Genomic DNA, 16,493 nt, shown 5'->3' with positions numbered 1-16,493 from the left:
CCGGTCGGCCGACACCCCTACGGGGGTGAGCGGTCTGGTCCTCGGTGCTGGTGTCTGTGAGGGTCGAGGAATGACCGCTCAGCAGGGAGCGCCGGAGGGTCAGACCCTCGGGCAGCTCGTCCACCAGCTCTCCCAGCAGATCCCGGAGCTCATCCGCTCCGAGATCCACCTCGCCCAGGCCGAGGTCGCCCAGAAGGGCAAGCGCGCCGGCGTCGGGATCGGGATGTTCAGCGTCGCCGGGCTGCTGGCCTTCTTCGGGCTCGCCGCGCTCGTCACGACCGCCATCCTCGGCCTCGCCGCGGTGCTCGACGCCTGGCTGGCCTCGCTGCTGGTCGCCGTCGTGCTGCTCCTCGTCGCGGCCGCGGCGGGGCTCGGCGGCAAGAAGGCCGTGTCCGAGGCCACGCCTCCCGCGCCCGCACGGGCGATCGAGGGCGTCAAGGAGGACATCGCGACGATGAAGGGGGACCACCATGGGTGAGGCCGGCAAGACTCCCGAGGAGCTCGAGGCCGAGATCGCGCAGCAGCGCGAGCGGCTCGCCGAGACCGTCGACGCGCTGACCGACAAGCTCGACGTGAAGGCGCAGGCGCGGCACAAGGTCGCCGACCTCAAGGACGCCGCGACCACCGACGACGGCACGCCGCGGGCCGAGGTGCTCGCCGCGGCCGGCTCGCTGCTCGCGATGGCCGTCGTGCTCGTCGTGTGGCGCCTGCGCCGCGACCACTGACACCCACCCAGGAGGAACCACCATGAAGAAGCTGTCACTGCTCCTCGCCGCGGGAGCGGGCTACGTGCTCGGCACCCGCGCCGGCCGCGAGCGCTACGAGCAGATCAAGAAGTCCGTCAGCCGCGTCAAGGACGACCCCCGCGTGCAGGAGAAGGCGCACCAGGCCGCCGACCTGGCCAGGGAGAAGGCCCAGGCGGCCGCGCCGGTCGTCAAGGACACCGTCGCGTCCGCGGCCGGGGCGGCCAAGGACCGGGTCACCCCGTCCGGGAGCTCGCGCTCGCACCTCGAGGACCAGCTGCACCCCGACAACGTGGCGCTCCAGGACGACCCCTACCCGAAGGGCGACCTGCCCTGACGCAGGTCAGCGGGTCAGGGACTGGTGCCGCGCCACGGCGCTGGCGTCGGTGAGCGAGGCCACCTGGTCGATCACCACGCGCCGCCGCGCGGCGTCGTCGCTCGCCTCGCGCCAGTCGCCGGCGAAGACCGCGTCGAGGGCGTCCTCGCCACGGCTCCACAGCGCCTCGACCAGCTCGGCGACCAGCTCGCGCTGGCGCTGCATCAGCGAGACCCGGTCGTCGGCCTGCATGACGTAGAGCGACGCGATCGCCTTGAGCACCGCGATCTCGACCTCGGTCGCGGCGGGCACCACGAGGTCGGCGCGGTGGCGGACCAGGTCCTCTCCCCCGGTGGCGGCGAAGGTGGCGCCCTGCACGCTCCCGCAGAACCGGCCGATGAGGTCGCTGGAGAGGTTCTTGATGGCGGCCAGGCTCCGGCGGCTGCCGTCGTAGGGCGCGACCGGCCAGCTCTGGACGGCGCGCAGGTCGGCCAGGGCGCCGTCGAGCACCGCGTCGTCGGCGCCGGGGAGGTACCAGGAGCGCACGGTCTCCCAGAGCGCGTCGCGGTCGAGCCGGGTGAGGTCGAGGCGCCCGGCGACGATGCCGTCCTCGACGTCGTGGACGGAGTACGCGACGTCGTCGGCGAGGTCCATCACCTGCGCCTCGACGCACCTGCGACGACCGGGGACGCCCTCGCGCAGCCAGCCGAACACCGGCAGGTCGTCGTCGTAGACGCCGAACTTCACCACGACGCGGGGGGTGCCGTCGGCGTGGACGCCGTGCGGGCCGGTGGCCTCGGCGCGGGTCCAGGGGTACTTGGTGCAGGCGTCGAGCGTGGCCCGGGTCAGGTTGAGCCCGGCCGAGCGCCCCTCGGCGTCGAAGGTCTTCGACTCCAGCCGGGTCAGCAGCCGCAGCGTCTGGGCGTTGCCCTCGAAGCCGCCGCAGTCGACGCTGAGCCCGGCGAGCACGCGCTCGCCGTTGTGGCCGAACGGCGGATGGCCGAGGTCGTGGGCCAGCGCCGCGGTCTCCGCGATGTCGGGGTGGGTGCCGAGCGCGCGGGCGAGGTCGCGGGCGACCTGGGCGACCTCGAGGCTGTGGGTGAGCCGGTTGCGGACGAAGTCGTCGGTCTGCGGACCGACGACCTGCGTCTTGGCCGCCAGCCGGCGTGACGCCGCGGCGTGGACCACCCGGGCGCGGTCGCGCTCGAACGCGAGTCGCACGGGCGCGTCGACCCGCTTGGGCGGCTCGGCGACGAGGCGCTCGCGCGCCGGGTCGTCGTAGAGGTCCTCGATGCTCATCGGCCGGCCAGCCTAGCGAGCACCGGGGACACCCCGGACGACGACCCGGGCGGGGCGATCAGTAGACCGTGACGTGGACGTGGTCGTAGTGGTTGGCGGTGACCGACCCGCGGTCGGACATCCCGCGCCAGCCCTCGCCGGAGCGCTCCACCGACCAGATCTGCTGGGAGTAGATGAGGTACTCGATGCCCAGCGCCGCGTAGTTGGCGCGGAGGAACTCCGCGATCTCCCACCCGGTCTCGCCGCTCACCATGATGTCGATGGCGCGGCCCTGGCCGTGCTCGCCGTCGCCGCGCCACGTGCCGTAGCTGGTGATCTCGGGCCAGTTGGCGCAGACCACGTCGTGGATCTCGTAGAGCGAGGAGCGCCCGGCGGAGATCGACGAGCCGTTGGAGCACGTGCCGCCCAGGCTCGGGCCCTCGGGCTCGGGCTTCGGCTTGTCGGCGCTGAGGTAGTCGGCGGTCACCCACCGCGACTGGCCGTCGATGACGACCTGCACGCGACCGTCCTGCTTGCGACCGGTGACGGCCACCTGCCGGATCGCCGGGATCTCGCCGAGCTTCGCGGTCTTCTCGCCCGGACCCTCCCAGAGGTTGAGCGCCTCGGTGGTCCACATGCTGCGGTCGAGGTCCTTGGCCATCCGGCGGGCCTTGCGGTCCACGGCCATGTCCTCGCGCGCCGCCGACTCGGCCTTGGCGGCCGTCCGGATCTGGGAGCGGGACGCGATGTCGCCGCGGCGCGCCAGCGAGGTCGCGTTGGAGAGCGACTGGCTGCTGCTGGAGGCGGCGAGGAGGTCGGTGTCGGGCTTCTCGGGCGTCGCCGACAGGACACCCATGGTCACCGCGGAGAGCGTCGCCACGACGGCGAGCGGTGCGGAGACCTGGACGGAACGGGGGACTCGGGACGGACGGGGGGTGGGGGTAGCAGGGGTTTCCCGCTTGTGGCGAAGATGTGCCACAGCGCTGATCCTTTGCACTTGCTGACGGGGGACTCGCGCCGCTCCCGGAGGCTGTGGGGCCCGAGCCCACGCGACGCGATCATCGAGTGAAGCACAGGGTTTCGCGGGCGTCCCAATCTTCCACGTCAATTTCCGGCGTGTCCCGGCTCACGAGACACCGATCACCTCGCACGTCGCGAGGCCCCACCTGTCAGCCGCCGGTGGCCTCGTCGGCGTCCTCGCGCAGCTGCGAGCCGCGCCCGTCGGTGTCGTCCAGCCAGCCGTCCGGGAGCACCACGCGCTTGCGGGGGGCGCCCTGGCGACCGCGGGGCGTGCCGAGCTCGTGCTCGGGGAACGGGGCGTCGTCGTCGAGGTCGGCGAGCAGCTCGTCGAGGGCGACCAGCGAGTCGACGAGGGCGAGCCGGTGGCGCAGCTCGCCGCCGGCCGGGAAGCCCTTGAGGTACCAGGTGACGTGCTTGCGGAACTCCTTGCAGCCGCGCTCCTCGCCCATGTGCTCGGACAGCAGCTCGGCGTGCCGGCGCATCATCAGCCTCACCTCGCCCAGGCGCGGGAGCGTCGCGACGTCCTCGCCGTGGAACGCGGCCGCGAGGTCGCGGAACAGCCACGGCCGGCCGAGGCAGCCCCGCCCCACGACGACGCCGGCGGCGCCGGTCTGCTCGACCATCCGCACCGCGTCGGCCGCCTCCCAGATGTCGCCGTTGCCGAGCACCGGGATGTCGACGTGGTCGACGAGGGCGCCGATCGCCTCCCAGTCGGCCTGGCCGGAGTAGGCCTGCTGGACGGTCCGGCCGTGCAGCGCGATCGCCGCGACGCCGCTCTCCTGCGCGATCCGGCCGGCGTCGAGGTAGGTCAGGTGGTCGTCGTCGAGCCCCTTGCGGGTCTTCATCGTGACCGGGACGTCGTAGGGCGTGGCGGCGGCGACCGCGTGCTCGAGCACCTTGGCGAGCAGCCCCCGCTTCCACGGCAGCGCTCCCCCGCCGCCCTTGCGGGTCACCTTGGGGACCGGGCAGCCGAAGTTGAGGTCGACGTGGGCGACGCCGAAGTCGGCGCACAGGATCTCGACCGCCTTGCCGATGTAGACCGGGTCGGTGCCGTAGAGCTGGACCGAGCGGGTCGTCTCGAGGTCGTCGAAGACGAGCATCTTGCGGGTCGTCTCGTCGCCCTCGACGAGGCCGCGGCTGGTGATCATCTCGCAGACGTAGAGCCCGGCCCCCTGCTCGGCGCAGAGCCGGCGGTAGGCGGCGTTGGTGATCCCTGCCATCGGGGCCAGCACCACCGGGGTGTCGACGTGCACGGACCCCAGGGTGAGCGAGTCGGGCAGCGCGGTCATGCCTCCATTGTCGGCCGGGGACGTGTCCCCGCCGAAATCGAGGTCCGGTCGTCGTCAGGCCTCGGGTCCGGCGCCCAGCACGAGGGTGGTCGGGCCGCGCAGGCGAGCCACGGTCGTGCAGGTGCCGGCCGGCAGGTCGCACGCGGCGACCCGCACCCGGGTCCGCTCGTGCGGCTGGCGGACGTAGCTGAAGCGCTTCGGGAGGGCGACGTAGACGGTGTCCGCGTCCTGCCACCCCGCGAACCAGCGCCACCTGCTGTCCCACTCCGGGTCGACGCGCGCGCCGGTCGCGGCGTCGGTGATCTTCAGCCGCGCGGTGGCGCTGACGTTGAAGGCGAAGCGGCCGTCCGGGGAGACGAAGCCCGGCTCGATGCCGTCGGTCGAGGGTCGTCCGTCGTCGAGGGTCACCGGGGTCCCGGTGTAGGGGTCGAGCGGCAGGCCCACCGGTCGCTCCCACCCGTCCTCGTCCACCGTCGCCGCGGGCGAGGTCTCCCAGGTGGTCAGGTCGGTGCGCACCCGTCGGACGTCGCCGGTCACGCGGTTCCAGTAGGCGTACTGGCCGTCGAAGCCGAGGAACGAGGCGTAGATCTCCTCGTAGAGGTCGGTGTCGTCCCCCATCCACCGCGAGGTGGAGAAGACCACCCGCCCGGTGAGCAGGTCGACGACGACGATGCGCCCCGACCGACCGTGGTCGATCCGGGGTCCGCCGCGATCGGCCCACCCGGCGAGCCGGCCGTCGGGCGAGACGTTCGGCATCGACGCGCCGAGCCCGATCCACGTCAGCCGGTGCCCGTCGTACCACCCGAGTCGGTGGTCGTCGTGGCGCGCACGCGAGACGTCGACGAAGAAGCCGTGGGGCGTGCGCTGCATCTCGTGCACGCGCCACCTCCCGAGGTCGATGACCTCTCCCCCGTCGTGGATGCGGGACCCCTTGGCCCACACGAGGTGGCTCGGGTCGTAGGCCTTGGTGGCCGGGGCGAAGGCCCGCGTGCCGACGGCGAGCGTGCCGGCGGGGAGCGCTCCGGGCTCGGGGGCGCGCGGGTCGTCGGCCTGCGCCGACGGCGGGACCGAGAGGGCCAGGGCGAGCAGGGTCGCGAGCGCCATCCTCACCGGGGCCACATGAAGTACTCGTAGGGCGTGCTGACGTCGCCGCCGACGTCGGATGCGCGCTCGCACCGACCGCCGACCCGGCAGCGCACCAGGACCGCGTCGCGACCGACGGGGAGCTGGACGACGTAGTGGGAGTCGTCCTCCCAGCGCACGGTCTGCTCGTGGGACGTGGTGATGGACCAGGTGTCCATCGTGATGTGGTCACCGAGGGAGAGCGCGTCGAGCAGGCGCCCGTCGTCCATCGCGCGGACCTCGAGGACCCCGCGGTCGTCGAACCCGGACCGGGAGATGCGGAGGCCGACCGCGAGCGCACCGTCCGGCGAGACGTCGAGCGGCGCGAAGGGGGCGGCCCACGCGGGCTCACCCGGCGCGGCCACCGAGGTCGGCCCGAAGTCACGGCCGGAGACCCGGACGAAGGCGAGGTCGCGCCGCAGGTCGACGTGGGCGACCCGCCTCGCGATCGTGGTCTCCCCCACGCCCGGCTGCCAGTCGACGACCCGCAGGCGACCGAGCTCGCTCTCGGCGAACGTCGCGACGTGGCCGTCGGCGACGTCGAACGGGGTGAAGAAGCCGCCGGAGAACCGGGTGTCGATCCGGTGGCCGGTGGCCACGTCGCGCACGGTCGCGCCGGTGCCGCCGCGGTCGTACGTCGTGCTGACCAGGCGGGTGCCGTCGCGGTCGAGCCGCCACCCGTGGAAGTCCTCGCCGTAGGACGTCACCCGCTGGCGCGGCACCTCGACGGGCGCGTGGCCCCTCCGGACGCGCACGACGTGGAAGCGGTGGCCGGCCGGGCCGGCCCCGGTCCCCCACGCGACCAGCCAGGCCCCACCGCTGCGACCGAGCAGCGCGACCTGGTCGTCGCCGGAGGGCACCCGCACGCGCAGCGTGCGACCCGACGCCGTGCGGATCACCCCGTCCTGGAGGTGGTCGAGCGCCGCGTCCGCCCCGCGCGGCAGCCGCAGGGGGTGAAGCGTGCGGACCGGGACCTCGGCCGCGACGGCGTCACGGTCGGGCACCGCGTGTGCCGCGGTGGGAGCGCTCAGCGCGAGCAGACCGGCGAGACTGACGAGCGTGCGGCGCATGGCATCCCCCGATGGCATGGTGTGGTCGACGACTCACTGTGCCACAGGGGGCTCGAGACGGTCGCTGCGCGACCTCCTCGACCATCGGGGTCAGCAGCCGAGCAGCTTGTCGGCGAACCAGCGGCTGATGCCGTCGAGGCTGACCCGCTCCTGGGCCATGGTGTCGCGCTCGCGCACGGTGACGGCGTCGTCCTCGAGGGTCTCGAAGTCGACGGTCACGCAGAACGGGGTGCCGATCTCGTCCTGGCGGCGGTAGCGGCGACCGATCGCGCCGGAGTCGTCGAACTCGACGTTCCAGTTCTCCCGGAGCTCGGCGGCCAGCGCCTTGGCCTTCGGCGAGAGGTCGGCGTTGCGGCTGAGCGGGAGCACCGCCACCTTGACCGGCGCCAGGCGCGGGTCGAGCTTGAGCACGACGCGCTTGTCGACGCCGCCCTTGGTGTTGGGGGCCTCGTCCTCGGTGTAGGCGTCGATGAGGAAGGCCATCAGCGAGCGGGTGAGGCCGGCGGCCGGCTCGATGACGTAGGGCAGGTAGCGCTCGTCGTTCGCCTGGTCGTAGTAGGACAGGTCCTTGCCGGAGAACTCGCTGTGCTGCTTGAGGTCGAAGTCCGTGCGGTTCGCGATGCCCTCGAGCTCCTCGAAGTCACGGCCCGAGAACCCGAAGCGGTACTCGATGTCGGTCGTGCCCTTGGAGTAGTGCGACAGCTTCTCCTCCGGGTGCTCGTAGTGGCGGAGGTTGTCGGGGTTGATGCCGAGGTCGACGTACCAGCGGGTGCGCTCCTCGATCCAGTAGCGGAACCACTCGTCGTCCTCGCCGGGCTTGACGAAGAACTCCATCTCCATCTGCTCGAACTCGCGGGTGCGGAAGATGAAGTTGCCGGGCGTGATCTCGTTGCGGAAGCTCTTGCCCATCTGGGCGATGCCGAAGGGCGGCTTCTGGCGGCTGGAGGTCACCACGTTGGCGAAGTTGAGGAAGATGCCCTGGGCGGTCTCGGGGCGCAGGTAGTGCAGGCCCGACTCGTCCTCGATGACGCCGAGGTAGGTCTTGAGCATCATGTTGAAGTTGCGCGGCTCGGTCCACGCGTTGCGGGTGCCGCAGTTGGGGCAGGCGACCGACTCGTTGATGTCGACCGTGTCGGGGTCGTCGATGCCCTTCTTGGCCGCGTAGTCCTCCTGCAGGTGGTCCTCGCGGAAGCGCTTGTGGCACGACTGGCACTCGGTCAGCGGGTCGCTGAACGTGCTGAGGTGGCCGCTGGCCTCCCAGGTGCGGGTCGGGAGGATGACGCTGGAGTCGAGGCCCACGACGTCGTCGCGCCGGGTGACCATGAACTTCCACCACTGGCGCTTGATGTTCTCCTTCAGCTCCACGCCGAGCGGGCCGTAGTCCCACGCGGACTTGGTGCCGCCGTAGATCTCACCGCACGGGTAGACGAAACCTCGGCGCTTGGCGAGGGAGACGACGTTGTCCAGGGCGGTCGGGGCGGGCTTGGCCACGGTGGATGTCCTTCAGGGGCTCGGAGCGGAGCGGTCACCCTATCGACCCTTCGTGACGGGCTCGTCCCTCGCCCTCCTCAGGACGGCGTCGCGGCTCTTCGCCTCGTTGAGGTCGGTCCCCTCCTCGACCGCCTCGTAGGCACTGGGCTCGTCGACGGCGTGCACCATCAGCGGCTGGACGTGCATCTTGGCCTCGAAGGACCCCATCGCCCGCCGGTAGGAGCCGACGTTCTCCCAGCGGGTGGAGATCACCCACAGGCCGGGGTCGTCGACGTTGCGTCCGACCTCTCCCCCGACGTAGCCGGGTGCGGCAGCGAGGATCGAGAGGGCGTGGAGCAGGCCGGCGCGGAGGTCCGCCCCGGTCGCCGCACCGGTGTCGGGCGTACGGAGGCGGGTCACGACGAGCACGGGGGCCAGCCTAGTCGTCGCGCGAGTTTGACAATGGTTCTCAATCGCCATGAGAATCGTTCTCATGTCGCTCGCCACCCGCCTGCTCCCCGTCACCAGCGTCCTGACCGCGTCCGTCCTCCTTGCAGGATGCGGCCAGCTGGGCGACAGCGCGTCCGGAGATGGTCGCCGGGCCGTCGCGTCGTTCTACCCGCTGGCGTGGGTCACCGAGCGGGTGGCGGGCGACGCCTGGACGGTCGAGAACCTCACCCAGCCCGGCTCCGAGCCGCACGACCTCTCGCTGACCATCGCGCAGACCGCGGCGCTCGAGCAGGCCGACCTGGTCGTGCTCGAGGACGGCTTCCAGCCCGCCGTCGACGCGACCGCCGCCGAGGCCGACGCGCCCGTGCTGGACGCGGCGGAGGTCGTCGACCTGCTGCCGGCCTCCGAGACCGAGGAGGAGCACGCCGCGCACGAGGAGCACGAGGAGCACGAGGAGTCCGGTGAGGAGGGCCACGACCACGACCACGACCACGGGGACGTCGACCCGCACTTCTGGCTCGACCCGCTGAAGGTCGCCGACCTCGCCGACGCCGTGGCCGAGGAGCTCGCCGACGCCGACCCCGACAACGCCACGACCTACACCGACAACGCCGCCGACGTGCGCGCCGAGCTCGAGCAGCTCGACCAGGACTACACCGCGGGCCTCGCCTCCTGCGAGCGCACGACGACCGTCGTGAGCCACGACGCCTTCTCCTACCTCTCGCGCTACGGCCTGGAGTTCGAGCCGATCGCCGGTCTGTCGCCCGACGCCGAGCCCACGGCGGCCGACCTGGCGCGCCTGCAGGAGCTGATCCGCGAGGAGGGCGTGACCACGGTGTTCTCCGAGCGGCTGGTCAGCGCGAAGATGGCGGAGACCCTCGCGGACGACCTCGGCGTCACGACCGCGGTCCTCGACCCGATCGAGGGGCTCTCCGACGACACCTCGGACGAGGACTACCTTTCCCTCATGAGCGAGAACCTCACCGCCCTCCAGCAGGCCAACGGCTGCTCGTGACCAGCGCCCACGCCCCGGACCCCGTCGTCCTCGACGGGGTCTCGGTCGCGATCGGCGGCCGACCGATCCTCCGCGACGTCGACCTCGCCGTCCGCACCGGCGACACCGTGACCCTGCTCGGGCCCAACGGGTCGGGCAAGTCGACGCTCGTGCGCGCCGTGACCGGGTTGCTGCCGGTCGCGCGCGGGACCGTACGGCTCTTCGGGACCGCGCTGCCGGACTTCTCCGACTGGAGGCGGATCGGCTTCGTGCCGCAGCGCTCGACCGCGACCGGGGGCGTGCCGTCCACGGTGCGCGAGGTCGTCGCGTCGGGACGCGTGGGACGTCGCCGGCTGTTCGCCCCCACCTCCGCCGCCGACCGGCGTGCGGTGGCGTCGGCGCTCGAGGTCGTCGGGCTGGCCGACCGGGCGTCGCTGGGCGTCTCGCAGCTCTCCGGCGGACAGCAGCAGCGTGTGCTGATCGCCCGGGCGCTCGCCGGCGAGCCGGACCTGCTGGTGCTCGACGAGCCCACGGCCGGCGTCGACCTCCCCAACCAGCAGGCGCTCGCCGACGCGCTCGGCCGGCTGAAGGCCCGGGGCGCGACGATCCTGCTGGTCGCCCACGAGATCGGCCCGATGATGCCGCTGATCGACCGCACCGTGGTGATGCGCGACGGTCGGGTGGCCTACGACGGACCGCCGCTCACGCAGGAGGTCGCGTCGCACACCCACCACGACCACGACCACGAGCCACCCGGGACCCACGACCACGCCCCGCACGTCGCCTCGCCGTTCGACTGGGAGGGGCGCACGCCGTGACCTACCTCGACCTGTTCTCCCTCGGCTTCATGCAGCGCGCGCTGATCGCGGCGCTGCTCACCGGCCTCGCCGCGCCCGCCATCGGCACGTTCCTGGTGCAGCGCCGCCTGGCCCTGCTCGGCGACGGCATCGGCCACGTCGCCGTCACCGGCGTGGCGCTGGGCCTCCTGACCGGCACCTCACCCACGTGGACCGCCGTCGTGGTCGCGGTCCTCGGCGCGGTGCTGATGGAGGTGATCCGCGAGCGCGGGCACACCAACGGCGACGTCGCGCTCGCGCTGCTGTTCTACGGCGGCCTCGCCGGCGGCGTGCTGATCGCCGGCATCGCCCGCGAGGGTGCCGCCACGCTCCAGGAGTACCTCTTCGGCTCGCTCAACAGCATCTCCTCGCAGGACGTGTGGTTCACCGCGGCCCTGACCGTCGTGGTGCTGGTCGTCGCGCTCGGCCTCCTGCCCCAGCTGTTCGCCGTGGCCAGCGACCAGGACTTCGCCCGGGTCGCCGGGCTGCGGGTCCGCGGCTACAACCTGCTGATCGCGGTGCTAGCGGCCGTCAGCATCACGGTCGCGATGCGTACGGTCGGGCTGCTGCTGGTCTCCGCGCTGATGGTGGTGCCGGTCGCGACGTCGCAGCAGCTCGCGCGGTCCTTCCGCGCGACGCTGCTCGGCGCGATGGTCGTCGGCTGCGTCGCTTCGGTCGGCGGCCTGCTGCTGAGCGCCGGGCTGTCGTTCACCGTCCCGGTGGCCCCCGGACCGACGATCGTGCTGCTCGCGCTCGCGATGTTCACCGCGACGTGGCCGCTGGGGGCGTGGCTGCGTCGCCGCAGCCGGCTGATGGCGCCGTTCCCGGAGGTCGCGGTCACCCCGCACCGCTCGAGCGCCGACCACCCGCACGCGCACGGTGACGACTGCGGCCACCCGGCGGTCCCGCACGGGGACCACGTCGACTACGTCCACGACGGCCACCGCCACGCAGCCCACGGGGAGCACTATGACGAGCACTGAGGAGCGCGGCGCCCGCCCGGCCGTACGCCCCACCCGCCAGCGCCGGGCGGTCGCCGCCGCGCTGGGCGCCTTCGACGACTTCCGCAGCGCCCAGGAGATCCACGACCTGATCACGCAGCGCGGCGAGCCGGTCGGGCTGGCGACGGTCTACCGCACGCTCGGCGCGCTGGCCGAGGCCGGCGAGGTCGACATGCTGCGCAACGAGGACGGCGAGGCGATCTGGCGCAGCTGCTCGGCCACGCACCACCACCACCTCGTGTGCCGCAACTGCGGCGCGACCGTCGAGGTCGAGGGGCCGGCGGTCGAGCGCTGGACCACCACGATCGCCGCCGAGCACGGCTTCGCCGACATCAGCCACACCCTGGAGCTGTTCGGCACGTGTCCGCGCTGCGCCTGAGGGCCTAGCCGTTCGGGACGGCCCCGCCGTAGCGCCGGTCCCGGCTGGCGTAGGTCTCGATCGCGGACCAGAGGTGGCGCCGGTCGACGTCGGGCCACAGGACGTCGGTGAAGACCATCTCGCTGTAGGCCGCCTGCCACAGCATGAAGTTGGACAGCCGCTGCTCCCCCGACGTGCGCCACACCATGTCGGCGTCGGCGAGCTCGGGGACGTACAGGTGGCGGGCGAAGGTCTTCTCGTCGACCTTGTCGGCTTTGAGCCGTCCGGCCGCCACCTCGCGGGCGATCGAGCGCGCGGCGTCGGCGAGCTCGGCGCGGCCGCCGTAGTTGACGCACATGGTGAGGGTGAGGACGTCGTTGTCCCGGGTGAGCTCCTCGGCGACCTGGAGCTCCTTGACGACCGACTTCCACAGCCGCGGCGCGCGGCCCGCCCAGCGCACCCTGACCCCCAGGTCGTGCATCTCGTCGCGGCGCCGGCGGATGACGTCGCGGTTGAAGCCCATCAGGAACCGCACCTCCTCGGGGCTGCGCGACCAGTTCTCGGTGGAGAAGGCGTAGGCCGAGACGGCCTTCACACCGATCTCGATGGCGCCCTCGACGACGTCGAAGAGGCTGCTCTCGCCCTCCTCGTGGCCCCTGGTGCGCGGCAGCCCGCGCTCCTTGGCCCACCGGCCGTTGCCGTCCATGACGATCGCGACGTGCTCCGGGACGAGCTCGCGCGGCACGGCGGGCGGCGTGGCGCCGCTCGGGTGCGGGGTGGGGGCCTTGACCTCTCGCTTCACGGGAGCAGCCTAGGGGCCGGGGCGGTCCCGCGCCCTCGGTGGACGAGGTGCGAGGAGGTCAGCCGCGCGACCCGGTCGAACGCGACGTGCGCCGCTCAGCGCTCCGTGCGCGGAATCCGACGCAAGGACAGCAGCCCGTGCAGGGCGAGCGCCGGCTTCGCGAGCAGCCACTCCCCCGGGACGTGGTCGCGGGCCGGGGCGAGCCGGGCGGCGAGGTCGGGGCGCTGGCGGCGGAGGTAGACCCGCGCCTTGAGCGCGTGCGCCGGCTGCGAGACCAGGGCGATCGTGTCGTGGGCCTCGACGAGCGGCACGACGAAGGTGATGTTCTCCCAGGTGCTGCGGCTCTCCTCCTCCAGCACCACCGGGCCGGTCCAGCCGCGCTCGGCGGCGTACGCGGCGAGGATCCGCGCCTCGGGCACCGGCGAGCCGACCGGCCCGCCGCTGAGCACGAGCGTCGTCTCCCGGGCCGGATCGACCGATCGCAGGGCCGCGCGCACCCGCCACCGGTTGACCACGTTGGCGCGGGTGCCGCGGTTGCGGAAGCCGAGCACGACGACCGCCGCCGTACGTCCGGGCCGCGGTGCGACGAGGGTGCGGGACCACCGGTGGTGCTGCCACTCGGCCCACGCGAGGACGGCGGCGGCGCCCAAGACCGGCAGGAGACTGGGGATCCGGGTCTCGTGACGGTCGCTGCGCGACCTCCTCGACCAGCGAGGGGCAGGCGACCTCCTCGACCAGCGAGGGGCAGGCGACCTCCTCGACCAGCGGGGGTCGTCCCTCACCGCTCGACGTAGGCCATCGAGCGCAGGCCGCGCTCGAGGTGCCAGGCGAGGTAGGCCGACACCAGGCCGCTGGCCTCGCGGAGGTGGCGGGGGTCGGCGGCGTGCACGACCGGCCACTCGCCGACCAGCAGCGCGCCCAGCACGCGCACGGTCTCGGGCGCGGGCGTGGCCGACCCGGGCAGCTTGTCGGCCGCGCACATCACGCCACCGGCGGAGGGGTTGAAGAAGCGGTGCGGGCCCTCGACGCCGCACTGCACGCAGTGGTCGAACGACGGTGCGTAGCCGGCGACCGCGAGCGAGCGGAGGAGGTAGGAGTCGAGGACCTGCTTGGCCGGGTGCTCTCCGCCGGACATCGCCCGCAACCCGCCGACCAGCAGCAGGAACTGCTGCACGGCCGGCTCCTTGTCCTCGGTGACCAGCCGCTCGGCGGTCTCCAGCATCACGGTGCCGGCGGTGTAGCGGTCGTAGTCGAGCCCGAGCCGGGCGTGGAACGGGTCGAGGGTCTCGGCCTGGGTGATCACGTCGAGGCTGCGCCCCTCGGCGAGCTGGAGGTCCACGTGGGTGAACGGCTCGAGGCGCGAGCCCCAGCGCGAGGTGGTGCGCCGTACGCCCTTCGCGACCGCGCGGACGCGACCGTGGCGGCGCGTCAGGAGGGTGATGATGCGGTCGGCCTCACCCAGCTTGTGGGTGCGGAGGACGACCGCCTCGTCGCGGTAGAGGGGCACCGGACCATTGTCCCCCACGTACCCCGGCGCGGCGGGCTGCGCGGGTCAGCGTTTCCGGCCGCGCGCGGTGCCGGCGACCCGCGCGCTCCAGCACTCCGCGGCGAAGTCGGTGGCGGCAGCGGTGAGCCGCTCGGGGCGGAAGCGCCACTCGAGGATCGACGTGGCGCGCTCCATCCGCACGTGCGGCAGCTCCACGGCCAGCATGTCGGCGTCGACGAAGGGGTGGATCGGGTCGACCGGGTGACCGACGACGAGCGTCGGCGCCTGGATCCGGCGCCGCTGGCGCGAGGACGGCGCGACCCGGCCGAAGATCACCCCGTGCAGCATCGCGGCGGTGGTCTCGGCGCGGTGGTCCACGGTGTCGAGCGCGACCCCGACCCAGAACGGCACCAGGCCGCGCGGCACCGACCGGGCCGCACGCTGGAGCGCGTTGGCCGTGAACGGCAGGTAGCGGGCCGCGAACATGATCGGCACGAACGCGACGATCCCCGCGACCAGCGCGTTGTCGAGGACCGGCATCTCGACGACCAGGCCCCTGACCCGCTCCGGGGCGATCACCGCCACCTCGAGCGCGACGTTGGCGCCGAGCGACGTGCCGCCCACCACGGCCTGCTCGGCCCCGAGGTGGTCGAGCAGCGCCACCACCTGCTCGCCGAACGCCGTCATCGAGTAGACCAGCGGGTCGCCCGGCTGGTCGGAGCGACCGTGGCCGAGCAGGTCGAGGGTGACGACGTGGAGCCCCCGGGCGGCCATCGCCCGCGCCAGCGGCTGCTGCATCCGGCGCGGCATCAGCAGGCCGTGGAGCAGCACCACCCACTGGTCGCCGGAGCCGTACTCCGTGTACTCGAGCCGGTCGCGACCGCCGTCGGACTCGACGAAGAACTGCCCGATCCGCTCGCTCACCAGCATGGACCGAATCTAGCCCTCCTCAGCCCGCGCGTCCGAACGTCTCGCAGCGGCCGTCGTCCCACACCACGAGTCCCGCCCGCCCGGTGCGGGTGGCGAGCCACGCCAGCGCACCCGGCCCGAGGGCGTAGGCCGCGGTGGCGTCGACGTCGGTCCAGGTGAGGTCGGCGCCCACCACGGTCACCTGCGCCACGCCGGTCGCGGTGGCACCGGTGCGGGCGTCGACGATGTGCTCGCCGCGGTGCGCGGTGCCCGAGGTGGCCACGGCGCCGTGCCGGACCGGCACCCGCGCCAGGACGCGGGTCGGGTCGTGCGGGTCCTCGATGCCGACCAGCCAGGGGTCGCGGTCGGGGTCCGCGACGTGGCAGACCATGTCGCCGCCCGCCGAGAGGCACACGTCGGTGTCGTCGAGGGCCAGCAGGGCGCGGACCGCGCGCTCGACGGCCCAGCCCTTCACCACGCCGCTCGGGTCGAGCACCGTCCGGCCGTCGGGCAGCGGGCGTCGCACGTCGAACGCCCCGCCGGACTGGATCCGGGCGACCTCACCGATCGCCAGCACCTCGGCGACCTCCGGGGGGCACTCGGCGAGCCCGATCTCGCCGCGCCCGAGCCGGCTCACGTGGGAGTCGGCCCGGTAGGTGGAGAACACCCGGTCGACGTCGCGGAGCGTCGCCACGGCCTCGAGCCAGGCCCGCTCGCCCGCCGCGGTCGTGGCGTGCCGGCCGCGCAGGGCGAGGCTGATCGGCATGCCCATCACGTGGGCCACCTGCCGGGTCGTCCGCGGAGGGGCCGCGGCCACGGTGCTCACAGCCCCGCCTGGTCGAGCGCGCTCTGCAGCGACTGGACGTAGCCGGCGCTGGTGAAGGTGGCGCCGCTGACCATGTCGATCGAGGCGCTCTGCGCGGAGACGGTCTCGTCGGCGAGGACCGGGAGCGCGTAGGTGCTGATCTGGGAGCTGCGCGGGTCGCCCGAGGGGTACTGCAGGACCGACACGCTGTCGATCGTGCCGCCGTTGACGGACAGCTGCACCTGCACCGGGCCGTAGCGGGTCTGGACGGTGTCGCCGGTGACCTGGCTGGCCGAGCCGGACGAACCGGAGCCCGACGAGCCGGAGCCCGACGAGCCGGCGCTCGACGAGCCCGAGGAGCCGGACGTCCCGCCCGAGGTGGTCGCGCCGCTGCCGGAGCCCGACCCCGCGACGGTTCCGGAGGAGATGACGGTGTCGGCGACCTGTCCGGCGACGGTCGAGGAGGTCGAGGTGTGGTAGCCGAAGAGCAGCACCAGCATCGTGACGGTGGTCGAGGCCCAGGCGATGATGCGTCCCATCCCGT

At 73.2% G+C, this 16,493-nt stretch carries 20 protein-coding genes; 7 read left to right on the top strand and 13 right to left on the bottom strand.

What is annotated here, in order from left to right; genetic code table 11:
* The first annotated feature begins 70 nt into the window (after positions 1 to 70).
* From LN652_RS20775 to LN652_RS20765, 3 genes are read left to right on the top strand one after another with little or no spacing between them, the layout of a single operon-like run.
* Complete coding sequence (locus LN652_RS20775; protein ID WP_230442482.1) at positions 71 to 478, top strand: phage holin family protein; 408 nt, start codon at positions 71 to 73, stop codon at positions 476 to 478.
* Positions 471 to 725, top strand: coding sequence for a DUF3618 domain-containing protein (locus LN652_RS20770; RefSeq protein ID WP_230442481.1), 255 nt, complete (start codon positions 471 to 473; stop codon positions 723 to 725). Before LN652_RS20775 ends, LN652_RS20770 begins: the two co-directional genes overlap by 8 nt.
* 22 nt (positions 726 to 747) lie before the next feature.
* Positions 748 to 1,080, top strand: a complete 333-nt coding sequence (locus tag LN652_RS20765) for a YtxH domain-containing protein (protein WP_230442480.1) — start codon at positions 748 to 750, stop codon at positions 1,078 to 1,080.
* Between the two features lie 6 nt (positions 1,081 to 1,086).
* Here LN652_RS20765 and LN652_RS20760 read toward each other — a convergent pair whose 3' ends face one another.
* The 7 genes from LN652_RS20760 to LN652_RS20730 form a co-directional block, all read right to left on the bottom strand.
* Positions 1,087 to 2,358: a deoxyguanosinetriphosphate triphosphohydrolase gene (locus LN652_RS20760; protein ID WP_230442479.1), complete on the bottom strand. Its 1,272-nt coding sequence runs from the start codon at positions 2,356 to 2,358 to the stop codon at positions 1,087 to 1,089.
* A 58-nt stretch (positions 2,359 to 2,416) separates the two neighbouring features.
* Positions 2,417 to 3,217: an SH3 domain-containing protein gene (locus tag LN652_RS20755; RefSeq protein WP_230442478.1), complete on the bottom strand. Its 801-nt coding sequence runs from the start codon at positions 3,215 to 3,217 to the stop codon at positions 2,417 to 2,419.
* A gap of 289 nt (positions 3,218 to 3,506) precedes the next feature.
* Positions 3,507 to 4,646 (bottom strand): tRNA dihydrouridine synthase DusB, encoded by a 1,140-nt coding sequence (dusB, locus tag LN652_RS20750; protein WP_230442477.1) that lies wholly within the window; start codon positions 4,644 to 4,646, stop codon positions 3,507 to 3,509.
* Positions 4,647 to 4,700: 54 nt separating this feature from the next.
* On the bottom strand, positions 4,701 to 5,765 hold the full coding sequence (locus LN652_RS20745) for a hypothetical protein (protein ID WP_230442476.1): 1,065 nt from the start codon (positions 5,763 to 5,765) through the stop codon (positions 4,701 to 4,703).
* On the bottom strand, positions 5,753 to 6,838 hold the full coding sequence (locus LN652_RS20740; RefSeq protein ID WP_230442475.1) for a hypothetical protein: 1,086 nt from the start codon (positions 6,836 to 6,838) through the stop codon (positions 5,753 to 5,755). The genes LN652_RS20745 and LN652_RS20740 overlap by 13 nt, the downstream gene beginning before the upstream one ends.
* Before the next feature lie 90 nt (positions 6,839 to 6,928).
* A complete protein-coding gene (locus LN652_RS20735; protein ID WP_230442474.1) occupies positions 6,929 to 8,329 on the bottom strand; it encodes a glycine--tRNA ligase in 1,401 nt (466 codons plus the stop codon).
* Positions 8,330 to 8,368: 39 nt separating this feature from the next.
* Entirely contained in the window at positions 8,369 to 8,737 is a 369-nt protein-coding gene (locus tag LN652_RS20730; protein ID WP_230442473.1) for an antibiotic biosynthesis monooxygenase family protein, read from the bottom strand.
* A gap of 49 nt (positions 8,738 to 8,786) precedes the next feature.
* Between LN652_RS20730 and LN652_RS20725 the strand changes: the two genes are divergently transcribed.
* From LN652_RS20725 to LN652_RS20710, 4 genes are read left to right on the top strand one after another with little or no spacing between them, the layout of a single operon-like run.
* Positions 8,787 to 9,773 carry a metal ABC transporter substrate-binding protein gene (locus LN652_RS20725; RefSeq protein WP_230442472.1) on the top strand — a complete coding sequence of 329 codons (987 nt, stop codon included), beginning with the start codon at positions 8,787 to 8,789 and terminating at the stop codon, positions 9,771 to 9,773.
* A complete protein-coding gene (locus LN652_RS20720) occupies positions 9,770 to 10,570 on the top strand; it encodes a metal ABC transporter ATP-binding protein (protein ID WP_230442471.1) in 801 nt (266 codons plus the stop codon). The genes LN652_RS20725 and LN652_RS20720 overlap by 4 nt, the downstream gene beginning before the upstream one ends.
* Positions 10,567 to 11,571 (top strand): metal ABC transporter permease, encoded by a 1,005-nt coding sequence (locus LN652_RS20715; protein ID WP_230442470.1) that lies wholly within the window; start codon positions 10,567 to 10,569, stop codon positions 11,569 to 11,571. Before LN652_RS20720 ends, LN652_RS20715 begins: the two co-directional genes overlap by 4 nt.
* Entirely contained in the window at positions 11,558 to 11,968 is a 411-nt protein-coding gene (locus tag LN652_RS20710; protein ID WP_230442469.1) for a Fur family transcriptional regulator, read from the top strand. Before LN652_RS20715 ends, LN652_RS20710 begins: the two co-directional genes overlap by 14 nt.
* A gap of 4 nt (positions 11,969 to 11,972) precedes the next feature.
* Here the strand turns inward: LN652_RS20710 and LN652_RS20705 are convergent, their stop codons facing one another.
* From LN652_RS20705 to LN652_RS20680, 6 genes are all read right to left on the bottom strand, one after another.
* Complete coding sequence (locus LN652_RS20705; protein WP_230442468.1) at positions 11,973 to 12,749, bottom strand: isoprenyl transferase; 777 nt, start codon at positions 12,747 to 12,749, stop codon at positions 11,973 to 11,975.
* A 95-nt stretch (positions 12,750 to 12,844) separates the two neighbouring features.
* Positions 12,845 to 13,399 (bottom strand): YdcF family protein, encoded by a 555-nt coding sequence (locus LN652_RS20700; protein ID WP_230442467.1) that lies wholly within the window; start codon positions 13,397 to 13,399, stop codon positions 12,845 to 12,847.
* Between the two features lie 128 nt (positions 13,400 to 13,527).
* Complete coding sequence (gene recO / locus LN652_RS20695) at positions 13,528 to 14,256, bottom strand: DNA repair protein RecO (RefSeq protein ID WP_230442466.1); 729 nt, start codon at positions 14,254 to 14,256, stop codon at positions 13,528 to 13,530.
* Positions 14,257 to 14,301: 45 nt separating this feature from the next.
* Positions 14,302 to 15,165, bottom strand: coding sequence for an alpha/beta fold hydrolase (locus tag LN652_RS20690; RefSeq protein ID WP_230442465.1), 864 nt, complete (start codon positions 15,163 to 15,165; stop codon positions 14,302 to 14,304).
* A gap of 19 nt (positions 15,166 to 15,184) precedes the next feature.
* Entirely contained in the window at positions 15,185 to 15,970 is a 786-nt protein-coding gene (locus LN652_RS20685) for an FAD:protein FMN transferase (protein WP_230442464.1), read from the bottom strand.
* A complete protein-coding gene (locus LN652_RS20680; protein WP_230442463.1) occupies positions 15,967 to 16,488 on the bottom strand; it encodes an FMN-binding protein in 522 nt (173 codons plus the stop codon). Before LN652_RS20680 ends, LN652_RS20685 begins: the two co-directional genes overlap by 4 nt.
* Between the last annotated feature and the right edge of the window lie 5 nt (positions 16,489 to 16,493).

The organism is Nocardioides okcheonensis, assembly GCF_020991065.1.
Taxonomy (GTDB): Bacteria; Actinomycetota; Actinomycetes; order Propionibacteriales; family Nocardioidaceae; genus Nocardioides; species Nocardioides okcheonensis.
This window is presented reverse-complemented; position numbering and strand designations above follow the sequence as displayed.

Bases quoted from the DNA above. Each gene is read 5' to 3' on its own strand.
- LN652_RS20725 (WP_230442472.1), top strand. From the start codon at position 8,787: ATGAGAATCGTTCTCATGTCGCTCGCCACCCGCCTGCTCCCCGTCACC.
- LN652_RS20680 (WP_230442463.1), bottom strand. From the start codon at position 16,488: ATGGGACGCATCATCGCCTGGGCCTCGACCACCGTCACGATGCTGGTG.
- LN652_RS20710 (WP_230442469.1), top strand. From the start codon at position 11,558: ATGACGAGCACTGAGGAGCGCGGCGCCCGCCCGGCCGTACGCCCCACC.
- LN652_RS20775 (WP_230442482.1), top strand. From the start codon at position 71: ATGACCGCTCAGCAGGGAGCGCCGGAGGGTCAGACCCTCGGGCAGCTC.
- LN652_RS20690 (WP_230442465.1), bottom strand. From the start codon at position 15,165: ATGCTGGTGAGCGAGCGGATCGGGCAGTTCTTCGTCGAGTCCGACGGC.
- LN652_RS20760 (WP_230442479.1), bottom strand. From the start codon at position 2,358: ATGAGCATCGAGGACCTCTACGACGACCCGGCGCGCGAGCGCCTCGTC.
- dusB (WP_230442477.1), bottom strand. From the start codon at position 4,646: ATGACCGCGCTGCCCGACTCGCTCACCCTGGGGTCCGTGCACGTCGAC.
- LN652_RS20770 (WP_230442481.1), top strand. From the start codon at position 471: ATGGGTGAGGCCGGCAAGACTCCCGAGGAGCTCGAGGCCGAGATCGCG.
- LN652_RS20765 (WP_230442480.1), top strand. From the start codon at position 748: ATGAAGAAGCTGTCACTGCTCCTCGCCGCGGGAGCGGGCTACGTGCTC.
- LN652_RS20740 (WP_230442475.1), bottom strand. From the start codon at position 6,838: ATGCGCCGCACGCTCGTCAGTCTCGCCGGTCTGCTCGCGCTGAGCGCT.